20 protein-coding genes are annotated in these 19,645 nt (G+C 55.5%); 11 read left to right on the top strand and 9 right to left on the bottom strand.

What is annotated here, in order from left to right; all coding sequences use genetic code 11:
- Positions 1-7: 7 nt before the first annotated feature.
- From fdhF to ycgZ, 4 genes are all read right to left on the bottom strand, one after another.
- Positions 8-2,158 carry a formate dehydrogenase subunit alpha gene (fdhF, locus tag APT89_RS15605; protein ID WP_060572895.1) on the bottom strand — a complete coding sequence of 717 codons (2,151 nt, stop codon included), beginning with the start codon at positions 2,156-2,158 and terminating at the stop codon, positions 8-10.
- Between the two features lie 183 nt (positions 2,159-2,341).
- Entirely contained in the window at positions 2,342-2,620 is a 279-nt protein-coding gene (locus tag APT89_RS15610) for a biofilm/acid-resistance regulator YmgB/AriR (protein WP_028012859.1), read from the bottom strand.
- A 29-nt stretch (positions 2,621-2,649) separates the two neighbouring features.
- A complete protein-coding gene (locus APT89_RS15615; RefSeq protein WP_047365422.1) occupies positions 2,650-2,970 on the bottom strand; it encodes a hypothetical protein in 321 nt (106 codons plus the stop codon).
- 4 nt (positions 2,971-2,974) lie between these two features.
- The gene (gene ycgZ, locus APT89_RS15620) at positions 2,975-3,214 is read right to left on the bottom strand and encodes a regulatory protein YcgZ (RefSeq protein ID WP_028012861.1); all 240 of its coding nucleotides are present in this window, start codon (positions 3,212-3,214) and stop codon (positions 2,975-2,977) included.
- 339 nt (positions 3,215-3,553) lie between these two features.
- On the opposite strand from ycgZ, the gene APT89_RS15625 reads away from it, so the two are divergent.
- The 9 genes from APT89_RS15625 to ldtE all read left to right on the top strand — a co-directional run bounded on the left by APT89_RS15625 (position 3,554) and on the right by ldtE (position 12,633).
- A complete protein-coding gene (locus APT89_RS15625; RefSeq protein WP_060572897.1) occupies positions 3,554-4,774 on the top strand; it encodes a diguanylate phosphodiesterase in 1,221 nt (406 codons plus the stop codon).
- A 189-nt stretch (positions 4,775-4,963) separates the two neighbouring features.
- Entirely contained in the window at positions 4,964-5,692 is a 729-nt protein-coding gene (locus tag APT89_RS15630; RefSeq protein ID WP_060572899.1) for a MerR family transcriptional regulator, read from the top strand.
- A gap of 313 nt (positions 5,693-6,005) precedes the next feature.
- Positions 6,006-6,374, top strand: coding sequence for a Fe-S cluster assembly scaffold SufA (gene sufA / locus APT89_RS15635; RefSeq protein ID WP_041910386.1), 369 nt, complete (start codon positions 6,006-6,008; stop codon positions 6,372-6,374).
- Positions 6,375-6,382: 8 nt separating this feature from the next.
- Positions 6,383-7,873 carry a Fe-S cluster assembly protein SufB gene (gene sufB / locus APT89_RS15640; protein WP_028012865.1) on the top strand — a complete coding sequence of 497 codons (1,491 nt, stop codon included), beginning with the start codon at positions 6,383-6,385 and terminating at the stop codon, positions 7,871-7,873.
- 9 nt (positions 7,874-7,882) lie between these two features.
- On the top strand, positions 7,883-8,629 hold the full coding sequence (gene sufC / locus APT89_RS15645) for a Fe-S cluster assembly ATPase SufC (RefSeq protein WP_047365414.1): 747 nt from the start codon (positions 7,883-7,885) through the stop codon (positions 8,627-8,629).
- Positions 8,604-9,875 (top strand): Fe-S cluster assembly protein SufD, encoded by a 1,272-nt coding sequence (gene sufD / locus APT89_RS15650; RefSeq protein WP_060572901.1) that lies wholly within the window; start codon positions 8,604-8,606, stop codon positions 9,873-9,875. Before sufC ends, sufD begins: the two co-directional genes overlap by 26 nt.
- Positions 9,872-11,092 (top strand): cysteine desulfurase SufS, encoded by a 1,221-nt coding sequence (gene sufS / locus APT89_RS15655; RefSeq protein WP_060572905.1) that lies wholly within the window; start codon positions 9,872-9,874, stop codon positions 11,090-11,092. The genes sufD and sufS overlap by 4 nt, the downstream gene beginning before the upstream one ends.
- Before the next feature lie 13 nt (positions 11,093-11,105).
- The gene (gene sufE, locus APT89_RS15660; protein WP_028012869.1) at positions 11,106-11,522 is read left to right on the top strand and encodes a cysteine desulfuration protein SufE; all 417 of its coding nucleotides are present in this window, start codon (positions 11,106-11,108) and stop codon (positions 11,520-11,522) included.
- A 97-nt stretch (positions 11,523-11,619) separates the two neighbouring features.
- The gene (ldtE, locus tag APT89_RS15665) at positions 11,620-12,633 is read left to right on the top strand and encodes a L,D-transpeptidase LdtE (RefSeq protein WP_028012870.1); all 1,014 of its coding nucleotides are present in this window, start codon (positions 11,620-11,622) and stop codon (positions 12,631-12,633) included.
- Between the two features lie 60 nt (positions 12,634-12,693).
- On the opposite strand, the gene lpp is transcribed toward ldtE, so the two are convergent.
- The 5 genes from lpp to APT89_RS15685 all read right to left on the bottom strand — a co-directional run bounded on the left by lpp (position 12,694) and on the right by APT89_RS15685 (position 17,557).
- Positions 12,694-12,930, bottom strand: coding sequence for a murein lipoprotein Lpp (gene lpp, locus APT89_RS15670; RefSeq protein WP_001082307.1), 237 nt, complete (start codon positions 12,928-12,930; stop codon positions 12,694-12,696).
- A 309-nt stretch (positions 12,931-13,239) separates the two neighbouring features.
- Complete coding sequence (gene pykF, locus APT89_RS15675; protein WP_014883536.1) at positions 13,240-14,652, bottom strand: pyruvate kinase PykF; 1,413 nt, start codon at positions 14,650-14,652, stop codon at positions 13,240-13,242.
- A gap of 7 nt (positions 14,653-14,659) precedes the next feature.
- Positions 14,660-14,854, bottom strand: coding sequence for a protein YnhH (gene ynhH, locus APT89_RS24800; RefSeq protein WP_418721936.1), 195 nt, complete (start codon positions 14,852-14,854; stop codon positions 14,660-14,662).
- A gap of 175 nt (positions 14,855-15,029) precedes the next feature.
- A complete protein-coding gene (locus APT89_RS15680; protein ID WP_041910375.1) occupies positions 15,030-16,175 on the bottom strand; it encodes a trans-sulfuration enzyme family protein in 1,146 nt (381 codons plus the stop codon).
- 11 nt (positions 16,176-16,186) lie between these two features.
- Entirely contained in the window at positions 16,187-17,557 is a 1,371-nt protein-coding gene (locus APT89_RS15685) for a pyridoxal-phosphate dependent enzyme (RefSeq protein WP_060572907.1), read from the bottom strand.
- Positions 17,558-17,957: 400 nt separating this feature from the next.
- On the opposite strand from APT89_RS15685, the gene APT89_RS15690 reads away from it, so the two are divergent.
- Both APT89_RS15690 and APT89_RS15695 read left to right on the top strand, forming a co-directional pair.
- Positions 17,958-18,980, top strand: coding sequence for a methionine ABC transporter ATP-binding protein (locus APT89_RS15690; RefSeq protein ID WP_060572909.1), 1,023 nt, complete (start codon positions 17,958-17,960; stop codon positions 18,978-18,980).
- Positions 18,973-19,641: a methionine ABC transporter permease gene (locus APT89_RS15695; protein ID WP_028012874.1), complete on the top strand. Its 669-nt coding sequence runs from the start codon at positions 18,973-18,975 to the stop codon at positions 19,639-19,641. Before APT89_RS15690 ends, APT89_RS15695 begins: the two co-directional genes overlap by 8 nt.
- Positions 19,642-19,645 lie beyond the last annotated feature (4 nt).

Consider the following 19,645-nt stretch of genomic DNA (forward strand, 5'->3'; position numbering starts at 1 on the left):
TTATACGTTATACGTTCACGGCATTGATCAACCGCGTTTTCATCGTCTGGTAAGACGACGCCGCAAAATCCTCCGCCCAGCGCTGGTCCTCAATGGCTTCCAGCTTTACCGCGCAGTACTTGGTTTCCGGCGTTTTGGAGACAGGGTCAAGGTTATCCTGCGTTAACTCGTTGCAGGCGCCAATCCACCACTGGTAGGTCATATAGACCGCACCGGCGTTGATACGCTCACTGATGCTGGCGCGGGTGATGACCTTGCCCCTGCGTGAACGAACCCACACCAGCTGGCCGTCACTGATTCCCAACTTATCCGCATCGGCAGGATTCACCTGCACCCGTCCCGGCTCATCGGCCAGGCTTTGCAGCGCGGCGCAGTTCCCGGTCATTGATCGGCACGAATAATGTCCCACTTCACGCACCGTGCAGAGCACAAGAGGGTAGTCATCATCAGGGGTTTCTGCCGGTGCGCGCCACGGTGCAGCAAAGAGCTGCCCCTTGCCGGTTGGGGTGTCGAACTGATTGTCTTTGTACAGGTATGGCGTTCCCGGATGATCCAGCGTCGGGCACGGCCACTGCACGTGGCCCATCTCGCCCATTTTTTCATACGTCACGCCGTAGAAGAGCGGGCACAGCTCGCGCATTTCATCCCAGATCTGCTGATTATCGTCGTAATGCATCGGATAGCCCATCTCGGTGGCGAGCAGGCTGACGATCTCCCAGTCGCGCTTCACGTTGCCTTTGGCCTCAACAGCCTGGCCAAAACGCTGGAAACCCCTGTCTGCGCAGGTAAAAACGCCGCCGTGTTCGCCCCATGAGGTGGCAGGGAGCAGAACGTCCGCCACTTCCGCCGTTTTGGTCATAAAGATGTCCTGAACCACGACAAAATCGAGCGCCTCGAAACCGCTGCGGACCAGGCCGAGATCGGCTTCCGTCTGCAGCGGATCTTCCCCCATGATGTAATAGGCTTTGACCTTGCCTTCCAGCGCAAGGTGAGGCACCTCGGTAATGCGCGTCCCGACGCGATCGTCCATGTTATTCACGTCGATCCCCCAGGCATCGGCGAACTTCTGCCGGACAGCCGGATCGGTCACATCCTGATAGCCGGGGAACATATTCGGCAGAACGCCCATATCGCAGGCGCCCTGAACATTGTTTTGTCCGCGCACGGGACCGACACCGACGGCAGGGCGGCCGAGGTTGCCGGTCAGCAGTGCCAGGCTGGAAAGCCCTTTGACGACATCGACGGCCTGGCCAAACTGGGTCACGCCCATTCCCCACATTACGGTGGCGGAAGGGGCCGCCGCGAAGGTGCGCATTGCCTGACGAACGTCGCGGGCGGGGATGCCGGTGAGGTGTTCTACGCGCTCTGGGGCATACTCTTTCACCGTCTGCCGATAGGCCTCAAGTCCTTCGGTAAACCGCGCGACGTAGTTCTTGTCGTACAGCTCCTCTTCCAGAAGTACATAGCCAAAGGCGTTCACCAGCGCCATGTTGCTACCGTTCTTCAATTGCAGATGCTGATCGGCAATGCGCGCCGTTTCGATGCGGCGCGGGTCGCAGACGATGATTTTCGCGCCGTTTTCACGGGCCTTCAGCACGCGCCGGGCGACGATAGGGTGGGAGTCTGCGCAGTTATAGCCAAATACCAGCAGGCATTTGGAGTGTTCAATATCGTTGATAGAGTTGCTCATTGCACCGTTGCCGAGGGTCTCCTGAAGTCCGGCGACGGAAGGACCGTGACAAACGCGCGCGCAGCAGTCGACGTTATTGGTGTGCAGCACCGCGCGGGCAAATTTTTGCATCACGTAATTGGTTTCATTGCCGGTTCCGCGCGATGAACCGGTGGTCATGATCGCCCGCGGGCCGAACTGCTGTTTAATGCTGCTGAGCCTGTGGGCGGTGTAGCGGATCGCCTCTTCCCAGGTCACGGGGGTGAATGCTTCGCCTTTGCGGTAGCGGATCATCGGCTGGGTAAGGCGGGGAGTGAGGAGGCGGGTATCATTGAGGAAGTCCCAACCGTAAAATCCTTTCAGACATAAGGTGCCCTGGTTTGTTACCCCCTCTGCCGCTTCGGCACGGATGATACGGTTATTTTCAACGACAAGGTTCAATTTACAGCCTGCACCGCAGTAAGGGCAGACGCTGGCGATCTTTTTCATCAATAACAGACCTGTTAAGAAATGAAGCGAAATGACTGGTAAGCCCAGTCCCGTAACAGGGAGTAAGCAGAAACCATGCCATCTTTATAACGCTTCTTTACAGGGGGTTATGAAGAGAGGGGGGTGTCATCGTCAGCCTGTTCGACAATTCTGACGATGACACGATAGCTGAATGCAGGGCGTTTAAACGTCATCCATGGTGTAGCCCACCACGATTTCCAGCGTCTTGCGAATCACATCCGCCTGAACCACGTCGTGAGTGGCTTCCAGCGTCTGAATGAGCCACAGGATGATCGCTTTATTGGAAATATGACCTTCAGAGGCCAGAACACAGCGTACTGCAGTAGAAAAAATAGCGGACTCTTCAGCAAAACGATCGCCTGCGTGACGGAAATATTCCGCCAGCGCACTGTCTAAAAAAGCAGAGTGGTATTCGGGTTGAAGCTGAATATTTTGTCTCATTTGTTCTCACCGTAGCTGTTAAAATGCAGTCAATGTATTTTTTTGGGATCGGACGGCTTTCCCTTTCCAAACAACGACACTACATTGCCTCTGTTATCATTGAGAGGTCCCTCTCTGCTCATTCGTCCTTGCGCGGTTCTGCGACGTTTTAATCCGAGGCTTTTTGATCCGATATCGGCAATCGCCTTCGCCAGTGTCTCCCGCCGCCGGGGATTCTTTTCATGTGTTTTCATCTGCCGCAGACGCTGAACCAGAGCTTCAGTTGTAACGGGGCCACGCTCTCTCAAAAGAGAAAGAACGGCTTCGCCAATCAGCTGATCGGTCAGTTTGTCTGCGTCACTGCGGTTCATCACGTTATCGTTCGAAGAGCAAGCCAAGCAGCATATGGTAATGCTGTTCCTCTTCGGGGCCCTCGGCTCTTTCAAGGCGACTTAACAGTTTGGTACAGAGCGATTTGCGATTGAGATTTCGCCCGTCGCTAAGGATCTCAACAACGACCTGACCCAGCGTTTCCTGTTGGGTTGGAAGTGTGGCTTTTTCGAAGTACTGTGCGATCGCTGCTGCGGAATCTGCGACGTAACCTTTCTGCTGCATGTTTCGCTCCTGTAAAATTTTGTAATCAGTAACGTTACATTTAAGGTATACACTTTTTCTAAATCTGTACATTAAAAATGTACAGATTTTTAATAAAATTAGGATATATTTAATAAATGCTATATTTATCAATCGCTTGATTGTTTATCATGAAACGGTAATGCTACAGAATATATTGTACAAATCGCACGGCCGCTGTTAAGTTGTACAACACTTGTGAGAGTGCCATTAACGGGCGTAAATGATTGAGATGTAAATTATTTGTGAGGCAATTAATGTGCTATAAGAGAAGTCTCTCCACATGTTTTTGTGGTCAAAACCCTTAACCCCAGGAATCGCATGCTTACAACCATCATTTACCGCAGTCATATCTGCGAGGACGTTCCAGTGAAAGCACTGGAAGCTATGGTCGCTGCTGCAAATAATAAAAACCGGCAAGCCAACGTCACGGGGATCTTGCTGTTTAACGGCACACATTTTTTTCAGTTGCTTGAGGGGCCAGTGGAGCATGTTTCTGCTATTTATGAGGAGATCTGCAACGACCCGCGACACCATAACGTAGTCGAGCTGATGCGCGATCACGGCCCCGTCCGGCGTTTTGGCAATGTGGGGATGGAGCTTTTTGATTTGCGCCAGTTCGACAGGAACGAGGTGCTGCAACAGGTGCTGAACAAGGGAACAACACGCTATCAGCTGACTTACAATGACCGTCCGCTGCAGTTTTTCCGTACCTTTGTCGAGGCCACGGAAAAAGCGAACTATTTTGAACTGCCGCCTGCGGATTCCTGGGAGTTCGTTCGAGAAGAAACACGCTTGTCAGCGCAACCCGAGGTGGTCGCGAAAGGAGCGGATTGCAGCTTTGCTTTCCAGCCGATAGTCGATCCGTTTATGCAGCAGGTTGTCTCCTGGGAGGCGCTTCTGCGCACCCCGTCCGGCGACTCGCCGGGGGCCTATTTCGCCAGCCTTACCCATCATGAAGTTTACGCGTCTGATTTGCAGAGCAAGAAGGTGGCGCTCTCGATGGCCAGCGCGCTGGGGTTACAGGATCAGACGTTATCCCTTAACCTGCTGCCTATGACGCTGGTTAACATTCCCAATGCGGTGGACTTTCTGCTCACCGCAATTGAAGCAAACGGTTTTGTACCTGAACAGATCGTGGTGGAGTTCACCGAGAGCGAAGCCATTTCACGTTTTGAAGAATTCACGGATTCAGTCAGACAGCTAAAAAGTGCAGGCATCAGCGTGACGATCGATCACTTTGGTGCCGGCTTTGCGGGACTACAGCTACTGGCCCAATTCCAGCCCGACAGAATTAAGATTAATCGCGATCTCGTCGCGAACGTGCACAAAAGTGGCCCTCGACAGGCCATTATTCAGGCGATTATCAAATGCTGTTCATCGCTTGAAATTCAGTTCTGCGCGGTCGGCGTGGAGAAGGCAGAAGAGTGGATGTGGCTGGAATCTGCGGGCATTTCCCAGTTCCAGGGCCATCTATTTGCAAGCCCCCGGCATGGCGGAATTCCGGCGATTGCATGGCCGGAGAAAAAATTCGATTTTTGATAAAGCTGTACAAAACCCGGCAGACTTAGCTGTACGAGAAGCAAATTTTAGACAACAATGTATTAACAGGTGAAAGGGAGAACGACCCCTTTCACCTGTGCAAAATGCGGTCTTAGTTATACAAATGGTTTGTACAATCTGATAAGGTTGGTGTAGTTAGGTATGGAAGTTCTGAGCGTGAGGGAGTTAATGGCCTATTACAGTATCGGCGAAGTGGCCGAACGATGCGGTATCAACCCCGTTACGCTGCGTGCCTGGCAGCGACGTTATGGATTGTTGAAGCCGCAGCGCAGCGAAGGGGGTCATCGTCAGTTTGACGATGAAGATATCCTGCGTATTGAAGAGATCAAACGCCTGATGAAAAGCGGCGTTTCGGTCGGAAAAGTAAAAGCCTTACTGGAAAATAAAGAAGTCCTGACTCAGGGTAACTGGGTCTCGTTCCAGGAAGAGATGATGACCGTTCTGCGTTATGCCAGCCCGGCAAAGCTGCGCGCCAAAATCGGTGAGTTCCGCCGGGATCACGCCATGGATGCGCTGATTGATAACATCATTTCCCCCGTCCGCCAGCGAATGAATCAGGATCAAAATACTGTACGCCACATGGCGAGCATGCTTGACGGCGTCCTGATTGAATTCGCGGTTCTAAGCCTGGCGGAGTCGCGCAAGAAAGCGGGTAAAGATGCGTTGCTTATCGGCTGGGAATGCGATGACCGCACCCGTCTTTGGCTTGAAGCCGCGCGGCTGGCGCAGCAAGGCTGGCACATTGACGTGCTGGCGGACCCGATTGATTCTCCGCGTCCTGAACTTTTCCCGGGGCAAAAAATCTTCGTCTGGACGGGAAAAACGCCAACACCGCGTCAGCAGGAACAGCTGGATCACTGGCGTGAGCAGGGTTTTAGCGTTTCATTTCACCAATAATAATCAGAGGCCTTGAGGGCCTTTTATTGTTTTAGACACTTCCAGAACAAAAGCTATCTCAAAAATAGGCATTTCCGATACATATTTTACTTTTCCTTTCTTCGCTGTTTTCTCCAACAGATAATCCATTAATTTTCAAAGTATTGAACAATTAAATCCATCCTGCCTGCATCCTGCCACAGGGTCTATGCTTAATAAAAGTAGACAAAAAGGGCGGTTTAGCCGAATGCCCCTGCTGACAGAGGGTTGAAGTGATAATCGTTATCACTAACATGGTGTTATGCCCTGATGGCTAATCAGATGAGGTGGACCTATGGAACTGCATTCAGAAACCTTCAATCCTGCCGATTTTGCCTGGCGAGGATTAACGCTCACGCCTGCGGCGGCGGCGCATATCCACGAGCTGGTGGCAAAAAATCCCGACATTCTCGGCGTGCGCTTAGGCGTTAAGCAGACCGGCTGCGCGGGCTTTGGCTACGTGCTGGATACCGTCACCGCACCGGAAAAGGATGACCTGGTGTTTGAAACCGACGGCGCAAAGCTGTACGTCGCGCTGCAGGCTATGCCGTTTATCGATGGAACCGAAGTGGATTACGTGCGGGAAGGTTTAAACCAGTTATTCAAATTTCATAACCCGAAAGCCCAGAACGAATGCGGCTGCGGCGAAAGCTTTGGGGTATAGGCGGTACTATGTCTCGTAATACTGAAGCAACGAGTGATGTAAACACCTGGAGCGGCGGACACCTCAACTATAAAGAGGGTTTTTTCACGCAGCTGCAGACCGACGAGCTGGCGAAAGGCATTAATGAAGATGTGGTGCGCGCCATTTCGGCCAAACGTAACGAGCCCGAGTGGATGCTCGAATTTCGCCTGAGCGCATTCCGTGCCTGGCTGGAGATGGAAGAGCCGCACTGGCTGAAAGCCCACTACGACAAGCTGAACTATCAGGATTACAGCTACTACTCCGCGCCCTCCTGCGGCAGCTGTGACGATACCTGCGCCTCGCAGCCCGGCGCGGTCCAGCAGACCGGTGCCGAGAACAGCTTCCTGAGCAAAGAGGTTGAAGAGGCGTTTAATCAGCTGGGCGTGCCCGTGCGCGAGGGGAGAGAGGTGGCGGTAGACGCCATTTTCGACTCCGTCTCGGTGGCGACCACCTACCGTGAAAAGCTGGCCGAGCAGGGGATCATTTTCTGCTCCTTTGGCGAAGCCATTCATGACCATCCCGATCTGGTGAAAAAGTACATCGGCACCGTGGTACCGAGCAACGATAACTTCTTCGCCGCGCTGAATGCCGCGGTAGCCTCTGACGGCACCTTTATCTACGTACCGAAAGGCGTGCGCTGCCCGATGGAGCTCTCCACCTATTTCCGCATCAACGCCGAAAAAACCGGACAGTTCGAACGCACCATTCTGGTAGCGGACGAAGGCAGCTACGTCAGCTATATTGAAGGGTGCTCCGCCCCGGTGCGCGACAGCTACCAGCTGCACGCGGCGGTGGTTGAGGTCATCATTCACAAAGACGCCGAGGTGAAATACTCCACGGTGCAGAACTGGTTCCCCGGCGACGGCAATACCGGCGGTATCCTGAACTTCGTCACCAAGCGTGCGCTGTGCGAAGGCGAAAACAGCAAAATGTCCTGGACGCAGTCGGAAACCGGCTCCGCTATTACCTGGAAATACCCGAGCTGTATTCTGCGCGGGGATAACTCCATCGGTGAGTTTTACTCGGTGGCGCTGACCAGCGGGCATCAGCAGGCCGATACCGGCACCAAGATGATCCACATTGGGAAAAACACCAAATCGACGATTATCTCGAAGGGGATCTCCGCCGGGCATAGCCAGAACAGCTATCGCGGGCTGGTGAAAATCATGCCGACGGCCACCAACGCGCGTAACTTCACCCAGTGTGATTCAATGCTGATCGGTGCCGACTGCGGGGCGCATACCTTCCCGTACGTCGAGTGTCGCAACAACACGGCTCAGCTAGAGCACGAGGCGACCACGTCGCGCATTGGGGAAGATCAGCTCTTCTACTGCCTGCAACGCGGCATCAGCGAAGAAGATGCCATTTCGATGATTGTGAACGGCTTCTGTAAGGACGTGTTCTCTGAACTGCCGCTGGAATTCGCCGTTGAAGCACAAAAACTCCTCGCCATTAGTCTTGAACACAGCGTCGGTTAAGGAAAGCACATGTTAAGCATTAAAGATTTACAGGTTAGCGTGGAAGAGAAAGCGATCCTGCGCGGTCTCAATTTTGACGTCAAGCCGGGTGAAGTTCACGCCATCATGGGGCCAAACGGCTCCGGGAAAAGTACGCTTTCAGCGACGCTGGCGGGACGTGAAGATTACGAAGTAACAGGCGGCTCGGTCGAATTTAACGGCAAAGATCTGCTGGAGCTGTCTCCGGAAGACCGCGCGGGTGAGGGCATCTTTATGGCCTTCCAGTACCCGGTGGAAATTCCGGGCGTCAGCAACCAGTTTTTCCTCCAGACGGCGCTGAATGCGGTGCGCAAGTATCGCGGCCAGGAGGCGCTGGATCGCTTCGACTTCCAGGATCTAATGGAAGAGAAGATCAAACTGCTGAAAATGCCGGAAGACCTGCTGACCCGCTCGGTCAACGTCGGCTTTTCCGGCGGCGAGAAAAAGCGTAACGATATCCTGCAGATGGCGGTGCTGGAGCCAGAGCTGTGCATTCTGGATGAGACCGACTCCGGTCTGGATATCGACGCCCTGAAGATTGTCGCCGACGGGGTGAATTCCCTGCGCGACGGCAAGCGCTCGTTCATTATTGTCACCCACTACCAGCGCATTCTGGACTACATCAAGCCGGACTACGTCCACGTGCTTTACCAGGGACGTATTGTGAAATCCGGTGATTTTACGCTGGTTAAACAACTGGAGGAGCAGGGTTATGGCTGGCTTACCGAACAGCAGTAATGCGCTCCAGCAGTGGCACCGGCTGTTTGAGGAGCAGGGTAATACGCGCTCCGAGCAGGCGCAGCAACACCTGCAGCAGATGCTGCGCCTCGGCCTGCCGACGCGGAAGTATGAGAACTGGAAATACACCCCGCTCGACGGCCTGCTGAACGGCGAGTTTGTGACGCGTCTGGCGGAGATTGATCCGGCCCGGCGTGACGCTCTGGCGCTGACGGTGGATGCGGTGCGTCTGGTCTTTGTCGACGGCGTCTGGCGTCCAGAACTGAGCGACGACGCCCGGGATAGCGGGTTCGATATCGTCATTAACGACGACCGCCAGAGCCTGAGCGCCCCGGTTCAGCCGGAAGTTTTCCTCCACCTGACCGAGAGCCTGGCCCGCAGCGTGACGCATATCCAGGTCAAGCGTAACCAGCGTCCGGCAAAACCGCTGCTGCTGATGCACATCACACAGGGCGTGGAGGGCGATGAGATCAACACCGCGCACTATCGCCATCACCTTGAGCTGGCGGAGGGGGCGGAGGCCACGGTAATCGAACATTACGTCAGCCTCAACGAGACCCGCCATTTTACCGGGTCGCGGCTGACGATGAACGTTGCCGCCAATGCGCAGCTTTACCATATTAAGCTGGCGTTTGAGAATCCGCAGAGCCACCATTTTGCCCATAACGATCTTCTGCTGGGCCAGGATGCCGCGGCGTACAGCCACAGCTTCCTGCTCGGCGGCGCGGTGCTGCGCCACAACACCAGCACGCAGCTTAACGGTGAAAACACTACGCTGCGCATCAACAGCCTGGCGATGCCGGTGAACGCAGAAGTGTGCGACACGCGCACCTGGCTTGAGCACAACAAAGGCTACTGCAACAGCCGCCAGCTGCACAAAACCATCGTCAGCGATAAAGGGCGGGCGGTGTTTAACGGCCTGATTAACGTGGCCCAGCACGCCATCAAAACCGACGGGCAGATGACCAACAACAATCTGCTGCTGGGGCGCCTGGCGGAAGTGGACACCAAGCCGCAGCTGGAGATCTACGCCGACGACGTAAAATGCAGTCACGGCGCGACGGTCGGTCGGATCGACGACGAGCAGATGTTCTACCTGCGCTCGCGCGGCATCGACCAGCAGGCGGCGCAGAAAATGATCATCTACGCCTTTGCGGCGGAGCTTACGGAAGCGCTGCACGATGGCGTATTGAAGCAGCAGGTGCTGGCCCGCATTGGTCAGCGTCTGCCCGGAGGCGAAGCATGAGTTTTCCCGTAGAGAAAGTGCGGGCCGATTTCCCGGTTCTGACCCGTGAAGTGAACGGCCTGCCGCTGGCCTATCTCGACAGCGCGGCCAGCGCGCAGAAGCCGAATCAGGTGGTGGATGCGGAAGCCGAGTTCTACCGCCACGGCTACGCCGCCGTGCATCGCGGTATTCATACCCTGAGCGCCGAGGCGACCCAGCGCATGGAAAACGTGCGCACGCAAATTGCATCCTTCCTCAATGCACGCCTGCCGGAAGAGCTGGTATTTGTGCGTGGCACAACCGAGGGGATTAACCTTGTCGCCAACAGCTGGGGCAACGCCCAGGTGCGCGCGGGGGATAACATCATCATCACCCAGATGGAGCACCACGCCAATATTGTGCCGTGGCAGATGCTCTGCGAGCGTGTCGGCGCGCAGCTGCGGGTCGTTCCGTTGAACGACGATGGCACGCTGGAGCTGGAGCAGCTTGACGCCCTGCTGGACGATAAAACGCGGCTGGTGGCGGTCACCCAGGTCTCTAACGTGCTGGGCACCGAAAACCCGGTGACAGAGATTATCGCAAAAGCCCATCAGGCCGGCGCGAAGGTGCTGATTGACGGCGCGCAGGCGGTGATGCACCACGCGGTGGACGTGCAGGCGCTGGACTGCGATTTCTACGTATTCTCCGGGCATAAGCTCTATGGCCCGACCGGGATTGGCGTGCTGTATGTGAAAGAGGACATCCTGCAGGCGATGCCGCCGTGGGAAGGGGGCGGATCGATGATCGCCACCGTCAGCCTCACGGAAGGCACGACCTACGCGCGCGCGCCCTGGCGTTTTGAGGCGGGCACGCCCAACACCGGGGGCATTATCGGGCTCGGGGCGGCGGTGTCTTACGTCTCCGCAATCGGCCTCGACGCCATTCAGGAGTACGAGCAGCTGCTGATGCACTACGCGCTGCAGGAGCTTGCCAGCGTACCTGACCTTACCCTGTATGGCCCGGCTGACAGACAGGGCGTGATTGCCTTTAACCTGGGGAAACACCATGCCTATGACGTGGGAAGCTTCCTCGATAATTACGGCGTGGCCGTCCGTACCGGCCACCACTGCGCCATGCCGCTGATGGCTTTTTACCAGGTGCCGGCAATGTGCCGCGCATCGCTGGTGATGTATAACACAATGGAAGAGGTCGACAGGCTGGTGGCGGGGCTTAAGCGCATTCACCAGCTGCTGGGCTAATAAGAGGCAAAAGATGGCAGAACTGCCGGACAGAGACAAATTGCTGCGCAACTTTGGGCGCTGTGCAAACTGGGAAGAAAAGTACCTTTATATCATCGAGCTGGGGCAGCGTCTGCCGCCGCTCGGTGAAGAGGCGCATAACCCGGAAAACATTATTCAGGGCTGCCAGAGCCAGGTGTGGATTGTGATGGAGCAGTCTGACGACGGCACTATCGCCCTGCACGGCGACAGCGATGCGGCCATTGTAAAAGGGCTGATTGCGGTCGTCTTTATTCTTTACCACCGGATGTCGGCGCAGGATATCGTCGCGTTCGATGTCCGCCCGTGGTTTGAAAAAATGGCCCTGACCCAACACCTCACCCCGTCCCGCTCCCAGGGGCTGGAAGCGATGATTCGCGCCATTCGCGCCAAAGCTGCAATCCTTAGCTAGACTTACAGAACAGCATTCATTCTGTTTCGCGAGGTGGTTCCCGCCTCGCTGGTTTTTCAGCTTTCTGGCATCCTGCCAGTGAATAAGGAATCTCAGCATGAAGCGCGCGTCTCTAATAACTCTATTACTCCTCAGTTCGCTCGGTACGTTTAATTCGGCCCGCGCGATGGACTATCCGTTGCCGCCTGCAGGCAGCCGCCTGATTGGGCAAAATCAAACCTACACGATACAGGAAGGGGATAATAAGCTTCAGACTATCGCCCGTCGGTTTAATACGGCGGCGCAGGTGATCCTTGAAACGAACAATACCATTGCGCCAGTAAACCCGGCACCGGGTACCGTTATCACGATCCCGTCGCAGATGTTGCTGCCGGATACCCCGCGCGAAGGCATTGTGGTTAATCTGGCCGAGCTTCGGCTCTACTACTTCCCGCCGGGAGAAAATATTGTCCAGGTCTTCCCGCTCGGCATCGGACAGCTGGGGCTGGAAACGCCGGTGAGCACCACCCGCGTCAGCCAAAAAATCCCTAATCCAACCTGGACGCCAACGGCGGGCATCAGAGCGCGTTCTCTGGCCCAGGGAATTAAATTGCCTCCCGTCGTCCCGGCGGGGCCAAATAACCCGCTGGGGCGCTATGCGCTGCGTCTGGGAATTGGTAATGGGGAATATCTTATTCACGGCACCAGCGCGCCGGACAGCGTAGGTCTGCGCGTCAGTTCCGGCTGTATGCGAATGAACGCCCCGGATATTAAAGCCCTGTTTGAACAGGTGCGGGTCGGCACGCGGGTACAAATCATCAACGAGCCGGTGAAATTCTCGGTTGAGCCGGACGGAAAGCGCTATATTGAGGTCCACCGTCCGCTGGCGCAGGTGGAGGGCGAGAACCCGCAGATTTCGCCCATTACCCACTCGGCAGACTTTGCCACCTTTGTTTCTCAGGCCGGAAGCGATAAGGCGTTAATTGATAAAGCCCTGGCGCGCCGTGCCGGGATCCCGGTTGTCGTATCCGCGGGTAGCGGCCCGTCGGCCAGCAATAGCGTGTTGTCAGTGCAGAACAGCCGGGTGTCTGCTGCGGTAGCAGAAGAGGAAGGGGAAAAGGTAACGCAGTAGCAGTTTGACGCAGGCAAAAAAAATGGCGCACAATGTGCGCCATTTTATTAACAGGTACTATTACTTACGGTATTTAGTAGCCTGGTTGTCCAGACGCTGGTTAGCGCGAGCTGCGTCGTCTTTAGCAGCCTGAACGTCGGAACGCATTGCGTTCACGTCGTTGCTCAGCTGGTCAACTTTAGCGTTCAGAGTCTGAACGTCAGAAGACAGCTGATCGATTTTAGCGTTGCTGGAGCAACCAGCCAGCAGAGTAGAACCCAGGATTACCGCGCCCAGTACCAGTTTAGTACGATTCATTATTAATACCCTCTAGATTGAGTTAATCTCCATGTAGCGTTACAAGTATTACACAAACTTTTTTGGGTTGAGAATATTTTTTTGATGGGAATACGCCTATTTTTGATCGTTCGCTCAAAGAAGCATCGAATCAGTGCGTTTTGAGTAAAAAGCTATGTAAAAAAAGGCATTTTTCATCGGATTCATCTTAGATAAATCGCATTTAAATAGAAAAACCCGATTTGCTTTTTGAATGAATTTGGCTAATGCCGGGAATAAAAAAAGCGCCCATTGGGCGCTTTTTCTCAAATTTAATTCGTTCGTGAATTATTACAGCACGTGAACGGAGGCAGTATTGGTTGTTCCGCTTGGTACCAGAGCACCAGAAACCATTACAACCACGTCGCCCTTCTGCGCCAGACCGCTTTCCAGAGCCATTGCTTTACCCTGAATGTAGAAATCGTCAGTAGAGGCGATCTCTTTGACCAGGTGCGCAACCACGCCTTTGCTCAGCACCAGCTGACGTGCGGTGGTTTCGTTGGTGGTCAGGGCCAGGATGGTGGCATCCGGGAAGTATTTACGCACTGCGCGCGCAGATTTACCGCCCTGGGTCGCAACAACAATCAGTGGCGCTTCCAGTTTCTCAGCGGTTTCTACCGCACCGCGGCACACTGCTTCAGTGATGCGCAGCTTACGGCTGTCGTTGTTGAAGTCCAGACGGCTGGTCATCACGCGGTCAGTACGTTCGCAGATGGTCGCCATGATGCCAACCGCTTCCAGAGGGTATTTCCCTTTCGCGGATTCACCGGACAGCATGACTGCATCGGTACCGTCGAGGATGGCGTTCGCCACGTCGCCTGCTTCAGCGCGGGTAGGGCGTGGGTTTTTGATCATGGAGTCCAGCATCTGCGTGGCGGTGATAACCACTTTACGCGCGCGAACACATTTCTCGATCATCATCTTCTGCGCGAAGATCACTTCTTCAACCGGGATTTCAACGCCCAGGTCGCCACGAGCAACCATGATGCCGTCAGACGCTTCGAGGATTTCGTCGAAGTTGTTCAGGCCTTCCTGGTTTTCGATTTTGGAGATGATCTGGATCTTCTCGCCGCCGTGGGCTTTCAGGTGCTCACGAATTTCAACCACGTCGGAACGCTTACGGATGAAAGATGCCGCAACGAAATCAACGCCTTGTTCGCAGCCGAAGATCAGGTCCTGTTTGTCTTTCTCCGCCAGTGCTGGCAGCGCGATAGAAACGCCCGGCAGGTTAACGCCTTTGTTTTCGCCCAGGTCGCCGTTGTTCAGCACTTTACAGATAACTTTGTTGCCTTCGATAGCGGTGACTTCCATACCGATCAGACCATCGTCGACCAGCACGGTGTTACCCACGGACAGATCGCTGGTGAAGCCTTCATAGGTGACCGCAACGATTTCGCTGTTACCAACAACGGATTTGTCGGTAGTGAAGGTGAAGGTCTGGCCCGCTTTCAGAGAGACGTCGTTACCGCCTTCCAGTTTGATGGTACGGATTTCCGGACCTTTGGTGTCGAGCAGGATCGCCGCTTTTTTACCGGTCTTGCTCATCACGTTGCGCAAGTTCTGGATACGCTGACCGTGTTCTGCGTAGTCACCGTGGGAAAAGTTCAGACGCATCACGTTCATGCCGGCGTCCAGCATTTTGCTCAGCATCTCTTCGGATTCGGTTTTCGGGCCGATAGTACAAACAATTTTCGTCTTTTTCATGACAGTCTTAGTCTTTAAGTTGGGAAGGATATGGAAATCTCGCTCCGGGGGCGCACCGCCGCGGAGTCAAACCTGTGTTGCAAAAGAGTATATGACACGCACTAAGGATAGGAGACATCAAATGAGCGTGCAGAAGAAAGTGTGCCTGAGTGACAGCCCAACGAAGGAGAGGAGAAGTTGTACGTTGTTTTTTGTATTCCAAGCGCTGAAACCATTCACCAGGGATTTGGCGCGCATTATACGCTAATTTTAAGATAAAAGGAAAATGGAAACGGTGTTTCAGAATTAATCAATGCCGTTTCACATAATATTGTTATCAAGGCGTTAAGCCATGATGACAACTTTTGGCGGCAGGTGAGCGACCTGCCGCCGTTTGCTTATTTTTGCAGCGCCTGGCTGAGGTCGGCAATCAGGTCTTTTGGATCTTCAATGCCTACCGAGAGGCGGATCAGCTGCGGCACAATGCCGTTTGCCAGCCGTTGCTCCAGCGGAATCGAGGCGTGCGTCATGCTGTAAGGCTGGCTCACGAGACTCTCCACCCCGCCCAGGCTTTCCGCAAGAGTGAACAGCTTCAGGTTGCGAATCACCTCGGTGGCGCGTTGCGCATCGCCTTTTACCACGACGGAAATCATCCCGCCCGGCAGGGCCATCTGGGTGCGGGCAAGCTGGTACTGCGGATGCGATTCCAGGCCGGGATAGAACACTTTTTCGACAAGAGGATGCTGCGCCAGCCATTGCGCAATCTCCAGCGCGTTGGTGCTGTGCTTTTCGACCCTCAGCGCAAGCGTGCGGATACCGCGCAGGGTCAGGAAGCTGCTAAACGGATCCAGGACGCCACCGACCGCATTTTGCAGATAGCCAAGCTGGTCCGCCAGCGCCGGATTATCTCCCACCACTGCCAGCCCGGCCACCACGTCAGAGTGCCCGTTAAGGTATTTGGTGGCGGAGTGCACCACGATATCGAAACCGGACGCCAGCGGGCGGTGGATCACCGGCGATGCGAACGTGTTATCCGCCACGCTGATGACGTTATGACGACGGGCGATCGCCGCAATGGCCGTCAGATCCGCCAGCTTCAGCAGCGGGTTGGTCGGCGTTTCGACCCACACCATGCGGGTCTCCGGGCGAATGGCGGCCTCAAGCCCGGCTAAGTCGTCCGGCTTAACCCAGCTGACCTGCAGGCCCGTACTGCGTTTGCGCACGTTTTCAATCAGGCGATACGTCCCGCCGTAAACGTCATCAATGGCGACGATATGGCTGTCTTTATCCAGCAGTTCGAGCACCGTGGAGATGGCCGCCAGACCGGAAGCAAAGGCGTAGCCGCGCGTGCCGCCCTCCAGTTCGGCGATGGCGGTTTCCAGCGCATGGCGCGTTGGGTTGCCGCTGCGGGAATACTCATAGCCGGTATGCTCGCCGGGTGATGGTTGCGCAAACGTCGACGTGGCGTAAATCGGCGGCATGACGGCGCCGTGCGGGTCGTTGAATGCGCCGCTGTGGACGCTCAGGGTTGCCAGGTTTTTCATCGTTTAATCCTTTATTGCTGTAGACGATTGCGCCATGCGGTCAGGACGTCGCTGCGCGTAATCAGGCCGAGAAAATGGTCATTGTCGTTAATCACGGCCACCAGACCGCGGTCGAAGATGGCGTGCAGGGCGCTCTCCGGGGCACGTTTATCGAGAAATTCCACCTGACGGGTCATGGCCGCCGTGACCGGCAGGGCAAAGCGGTCGCCGTTGCCGCCGATATGCCGCAGCAGATCCCACTCGTCGATAATGCCCACCACCTTGCCGTTCTCCAGGACCGGCAGCTGAGAGATGTCATACAGGCGCATGCGTGCCAGCACGGTGGAAAGCGTATCGTCCGGCGCGGCGGTGACGGTAGCGCCTTCATCATGGCGCAGGGCAATGTAGTCAGAGAGATCCCCCGCCTGAGGGCGCGTGATAAGCCCCTGCTGGCGCATCCAGTCGTCGTTAAACATCTTCGAGAGATACTTATTGCCGCTGTCGCAGGCGAAGGTCACCACGCGCTTCGGCGTGGTCTGCGCCTGGCAATACTTCAGCGCCGCCGCCAGCAGCGTGCCGCTGGAGGAGCCCGCCAGAATGCCTTCCGTCTTCAGCAGCTCGCGCGCGGTGGCGAAGGCTTCGCGGTCGGTGATGCGCCAGGCGCGATTCACCCCTTCAATGTGGGCCAGCGGGGGAATAAAGTCTTCGCCAATGCCTTCGACCAGCCAGGAGCCCGCGTCGTGGTAGCGTCCGGTTTCCACCTGGTCAGCCAGCACCGACCCGGCGGGGTCAGCCAGGACAAACTCCGTGTGCGGAGAGTGCTCGGCGAACCACGCCTGCAGGCCACCGAGCGTACCACCTGAGCCGACGCCGACCACGATGGCGTCAATTCTGCCGTCAAGCTGCTCGTACAGCTCCGGTGCCGTGGTGGTGCGGTGCGCCAGCGGGTTGGCTTCGTTATTGAACTGGTCGATGTAAAACGCGCCCGGCAGCTCGTTAGCCAGACGCCGGGCGTAATCCTGGTAATAGGCGGGATGGCCCTTGTTGACGTCGGAGCGGGTCAGCACCACCTGGGCACCCAGCGCGCGCAGGTGGAAAATCTTTTCGCGGCTCATTTTGTCGGGCACTACGAGGATCAGCGAGTAACCTTTCTGGGCGGCGATCAGCGCCAGGCCGAGGCCGGTATTGCCCGCCGTGGCCTCAATAATCGTGCCGCCCGGCTGCAGCTGGCCGGTACGTTCCGCTTCGTTAATCATCGACAGCGCAACGCGGTCTTTAATCGAGCCGCCGGGGTTCTGGTTCTCCAGCTTCAGAAACAGCGAGCAGGGACCGGTATCAAGCTTATGCAACTGGATCAGCGGCGTGCGGCCAATCAGTTCGGTGACGGAGTGGTAAATCGTCATGATGTTTTCCTTTCGGTATGTCATGACGGGATGATAGGGCTGTGAAATTTTCTCAATAAAGAACCATTCACTGCCGTTTAGAACGGAAAGGAATATAAATGCCATTTCTGGATGGCAGGACAGCAAGACGTAAAGTTGTCTGGATGTGGGGATGGCTATATCGGGATAAAATGCTGCAAAAATGACCGTTTTTTGCGCGCGTCCGCCAGCAGATATGCATCCGGCAGATAATCATTGCTGAAATTGGTCTAAATGCTTCGCACCCGGTAAATCCGCTGTTTATTTCCGAAAGTTATAACACATTCTTTTTTGTTCATTTAAAAGCTGATAACGCCTGTTTACTATCTTTTGGACATCCATACTGCTAAACCGCCGAGGGCGGCACGGATAACGAATAAGAATGATTGTACTGAGCAATATTTCGAAGGTTTTTGACAACGGAAAGGTCGCGCTGACCGCCGTTGATAACGTCAATTTGACGATAGAGCAGGGACAGATTTACGGCATTATCGGTTACAGCGGCGCCGGGAAAAGCACGCTGATTCGGCTGCTGAACGGTCTGGAGAAACCCAGCGCCGGGAGCGTCACCATCAACGGGCAGGATATCTCCGCCGCAAAAGGTGAAGCACTGCGCCAGGCGCGTCTGAAGATCAGCATGGTGTTTCAGCACTTCAACCTGCTGTGGTCGCGCACGGTGAGTGAGAACATTGCTTTCTCTATGCAAATTGCCGGTGTGCCAAAAGCGAAGATTAAGGCGCGCGTCGCCGAACTGGTGGAGCTGGTTGGCCTGAAGGGACGCGAAAATGCGTACCCGTCGCAGCTGAGCGGCGGGCAAAAGCAGCGCGTGGGGATTGCGCGTGCGCTGGCCAACGACCCCGACGTGCTGCTCTGCGATGAGGCTACGTCTGCGCTCGACCCGCAGACCACCGATCAGATCCTCGATCTGCTGCTGGACATTAACCGCCGCTTCAAACTCACCATCGTGTTGATCACGCACGAGATGCATGTGGTGCGCAAAATCTGCGACCGCGTGGCGGTGATGGAGAACGGCAAAGTGGTGGAAGAGGGCGACGTGCTGAGCGTCTTTACCCATCCACAGCAGCCGATTACGCAGCAGTTTGTCCGCCAGGTGAGCCAGTACGCCGAGGAAGAGACCTTCAATACTGAACTGGCAAACGATCTGGAAGGCACGGTGATCAGGCTGACCTTTACCGGACACAGCACACACAAGCCGATTGTCGGGGAACTCACCCTGCGCTACGGCCTGCCGTTTAACATCCTGCACGGAAAAATGACCCAGACCGCCCACGGTGTTTTCGGGCAGCTCTGGGTCCACGTGGCGGCATCCGATGAACAACTGAACAATATCCTCGCCGACCTGCAGCACAGCGATATTGAAGGCGAGGTAATTAAACATGTCTGAGAATCTCTTTCCGCATCTCAAGTGGGATCAGCTCTGGGCTGCAACGCTGGAGACGCTGTACATGACCGCGCTGTCCGGCGTGGCGACCTTTGTTCTGGGCATCGTGCTGGGCCTGGCGCTGTTTTTAACCGCGCGCGGTGGCTTGTTCCACAACCGCACGGTCTACAGCGTCATTTCGATTGTGGTGAACGTGTTCCGATCTATTCCGTTCATCATTTTGATTGTCCTGCTGATCCCTTTCACCAAGACCGTCGTCGGCACCATCCTTGGCGCTAACGCGGCGCTTCCGGCCCTGATTGTCGGCGCCGCGCCGTTCTACGCGCGTCTGGTGGAGATCGCCCTGCGCGAAGTGGACAAAGGGGTCATTGAAGCAACGCGCTCGATGGGCGCACGACTGAGCACGCTTGTGTTTCGGGTTTTACTGCCGGAATCATCACCTGCACTGGTATCAGGTATTACGGTGACGCTGATTGCGCTGGTGAGCTACAGCGCCATGGCGGGGGTGATTGGCGCCGGTGGTTTGGGAAATCTGGCTTATCTGGAAGGATTCCAGCGCAACCATGGTGACGTCACGCTGGTGGCAACGGTGACCATTTTAATCATCGTTTTCATTATCCAGTTCTGCGGCGATGTCATTACTTCACTGTTAGATAAACGCTAATAAA

The organism is Enterobacter sp. 50588862 (assembly GCF_001462935.1).
Taxonomy (GTDB): domain Bacteria; phylum Pseudomonadota; class Gammaproteobacteria; order Enterobacterales; family Enterobacteriaceae; genus Enterobacter; species Enterobacter bugandensis.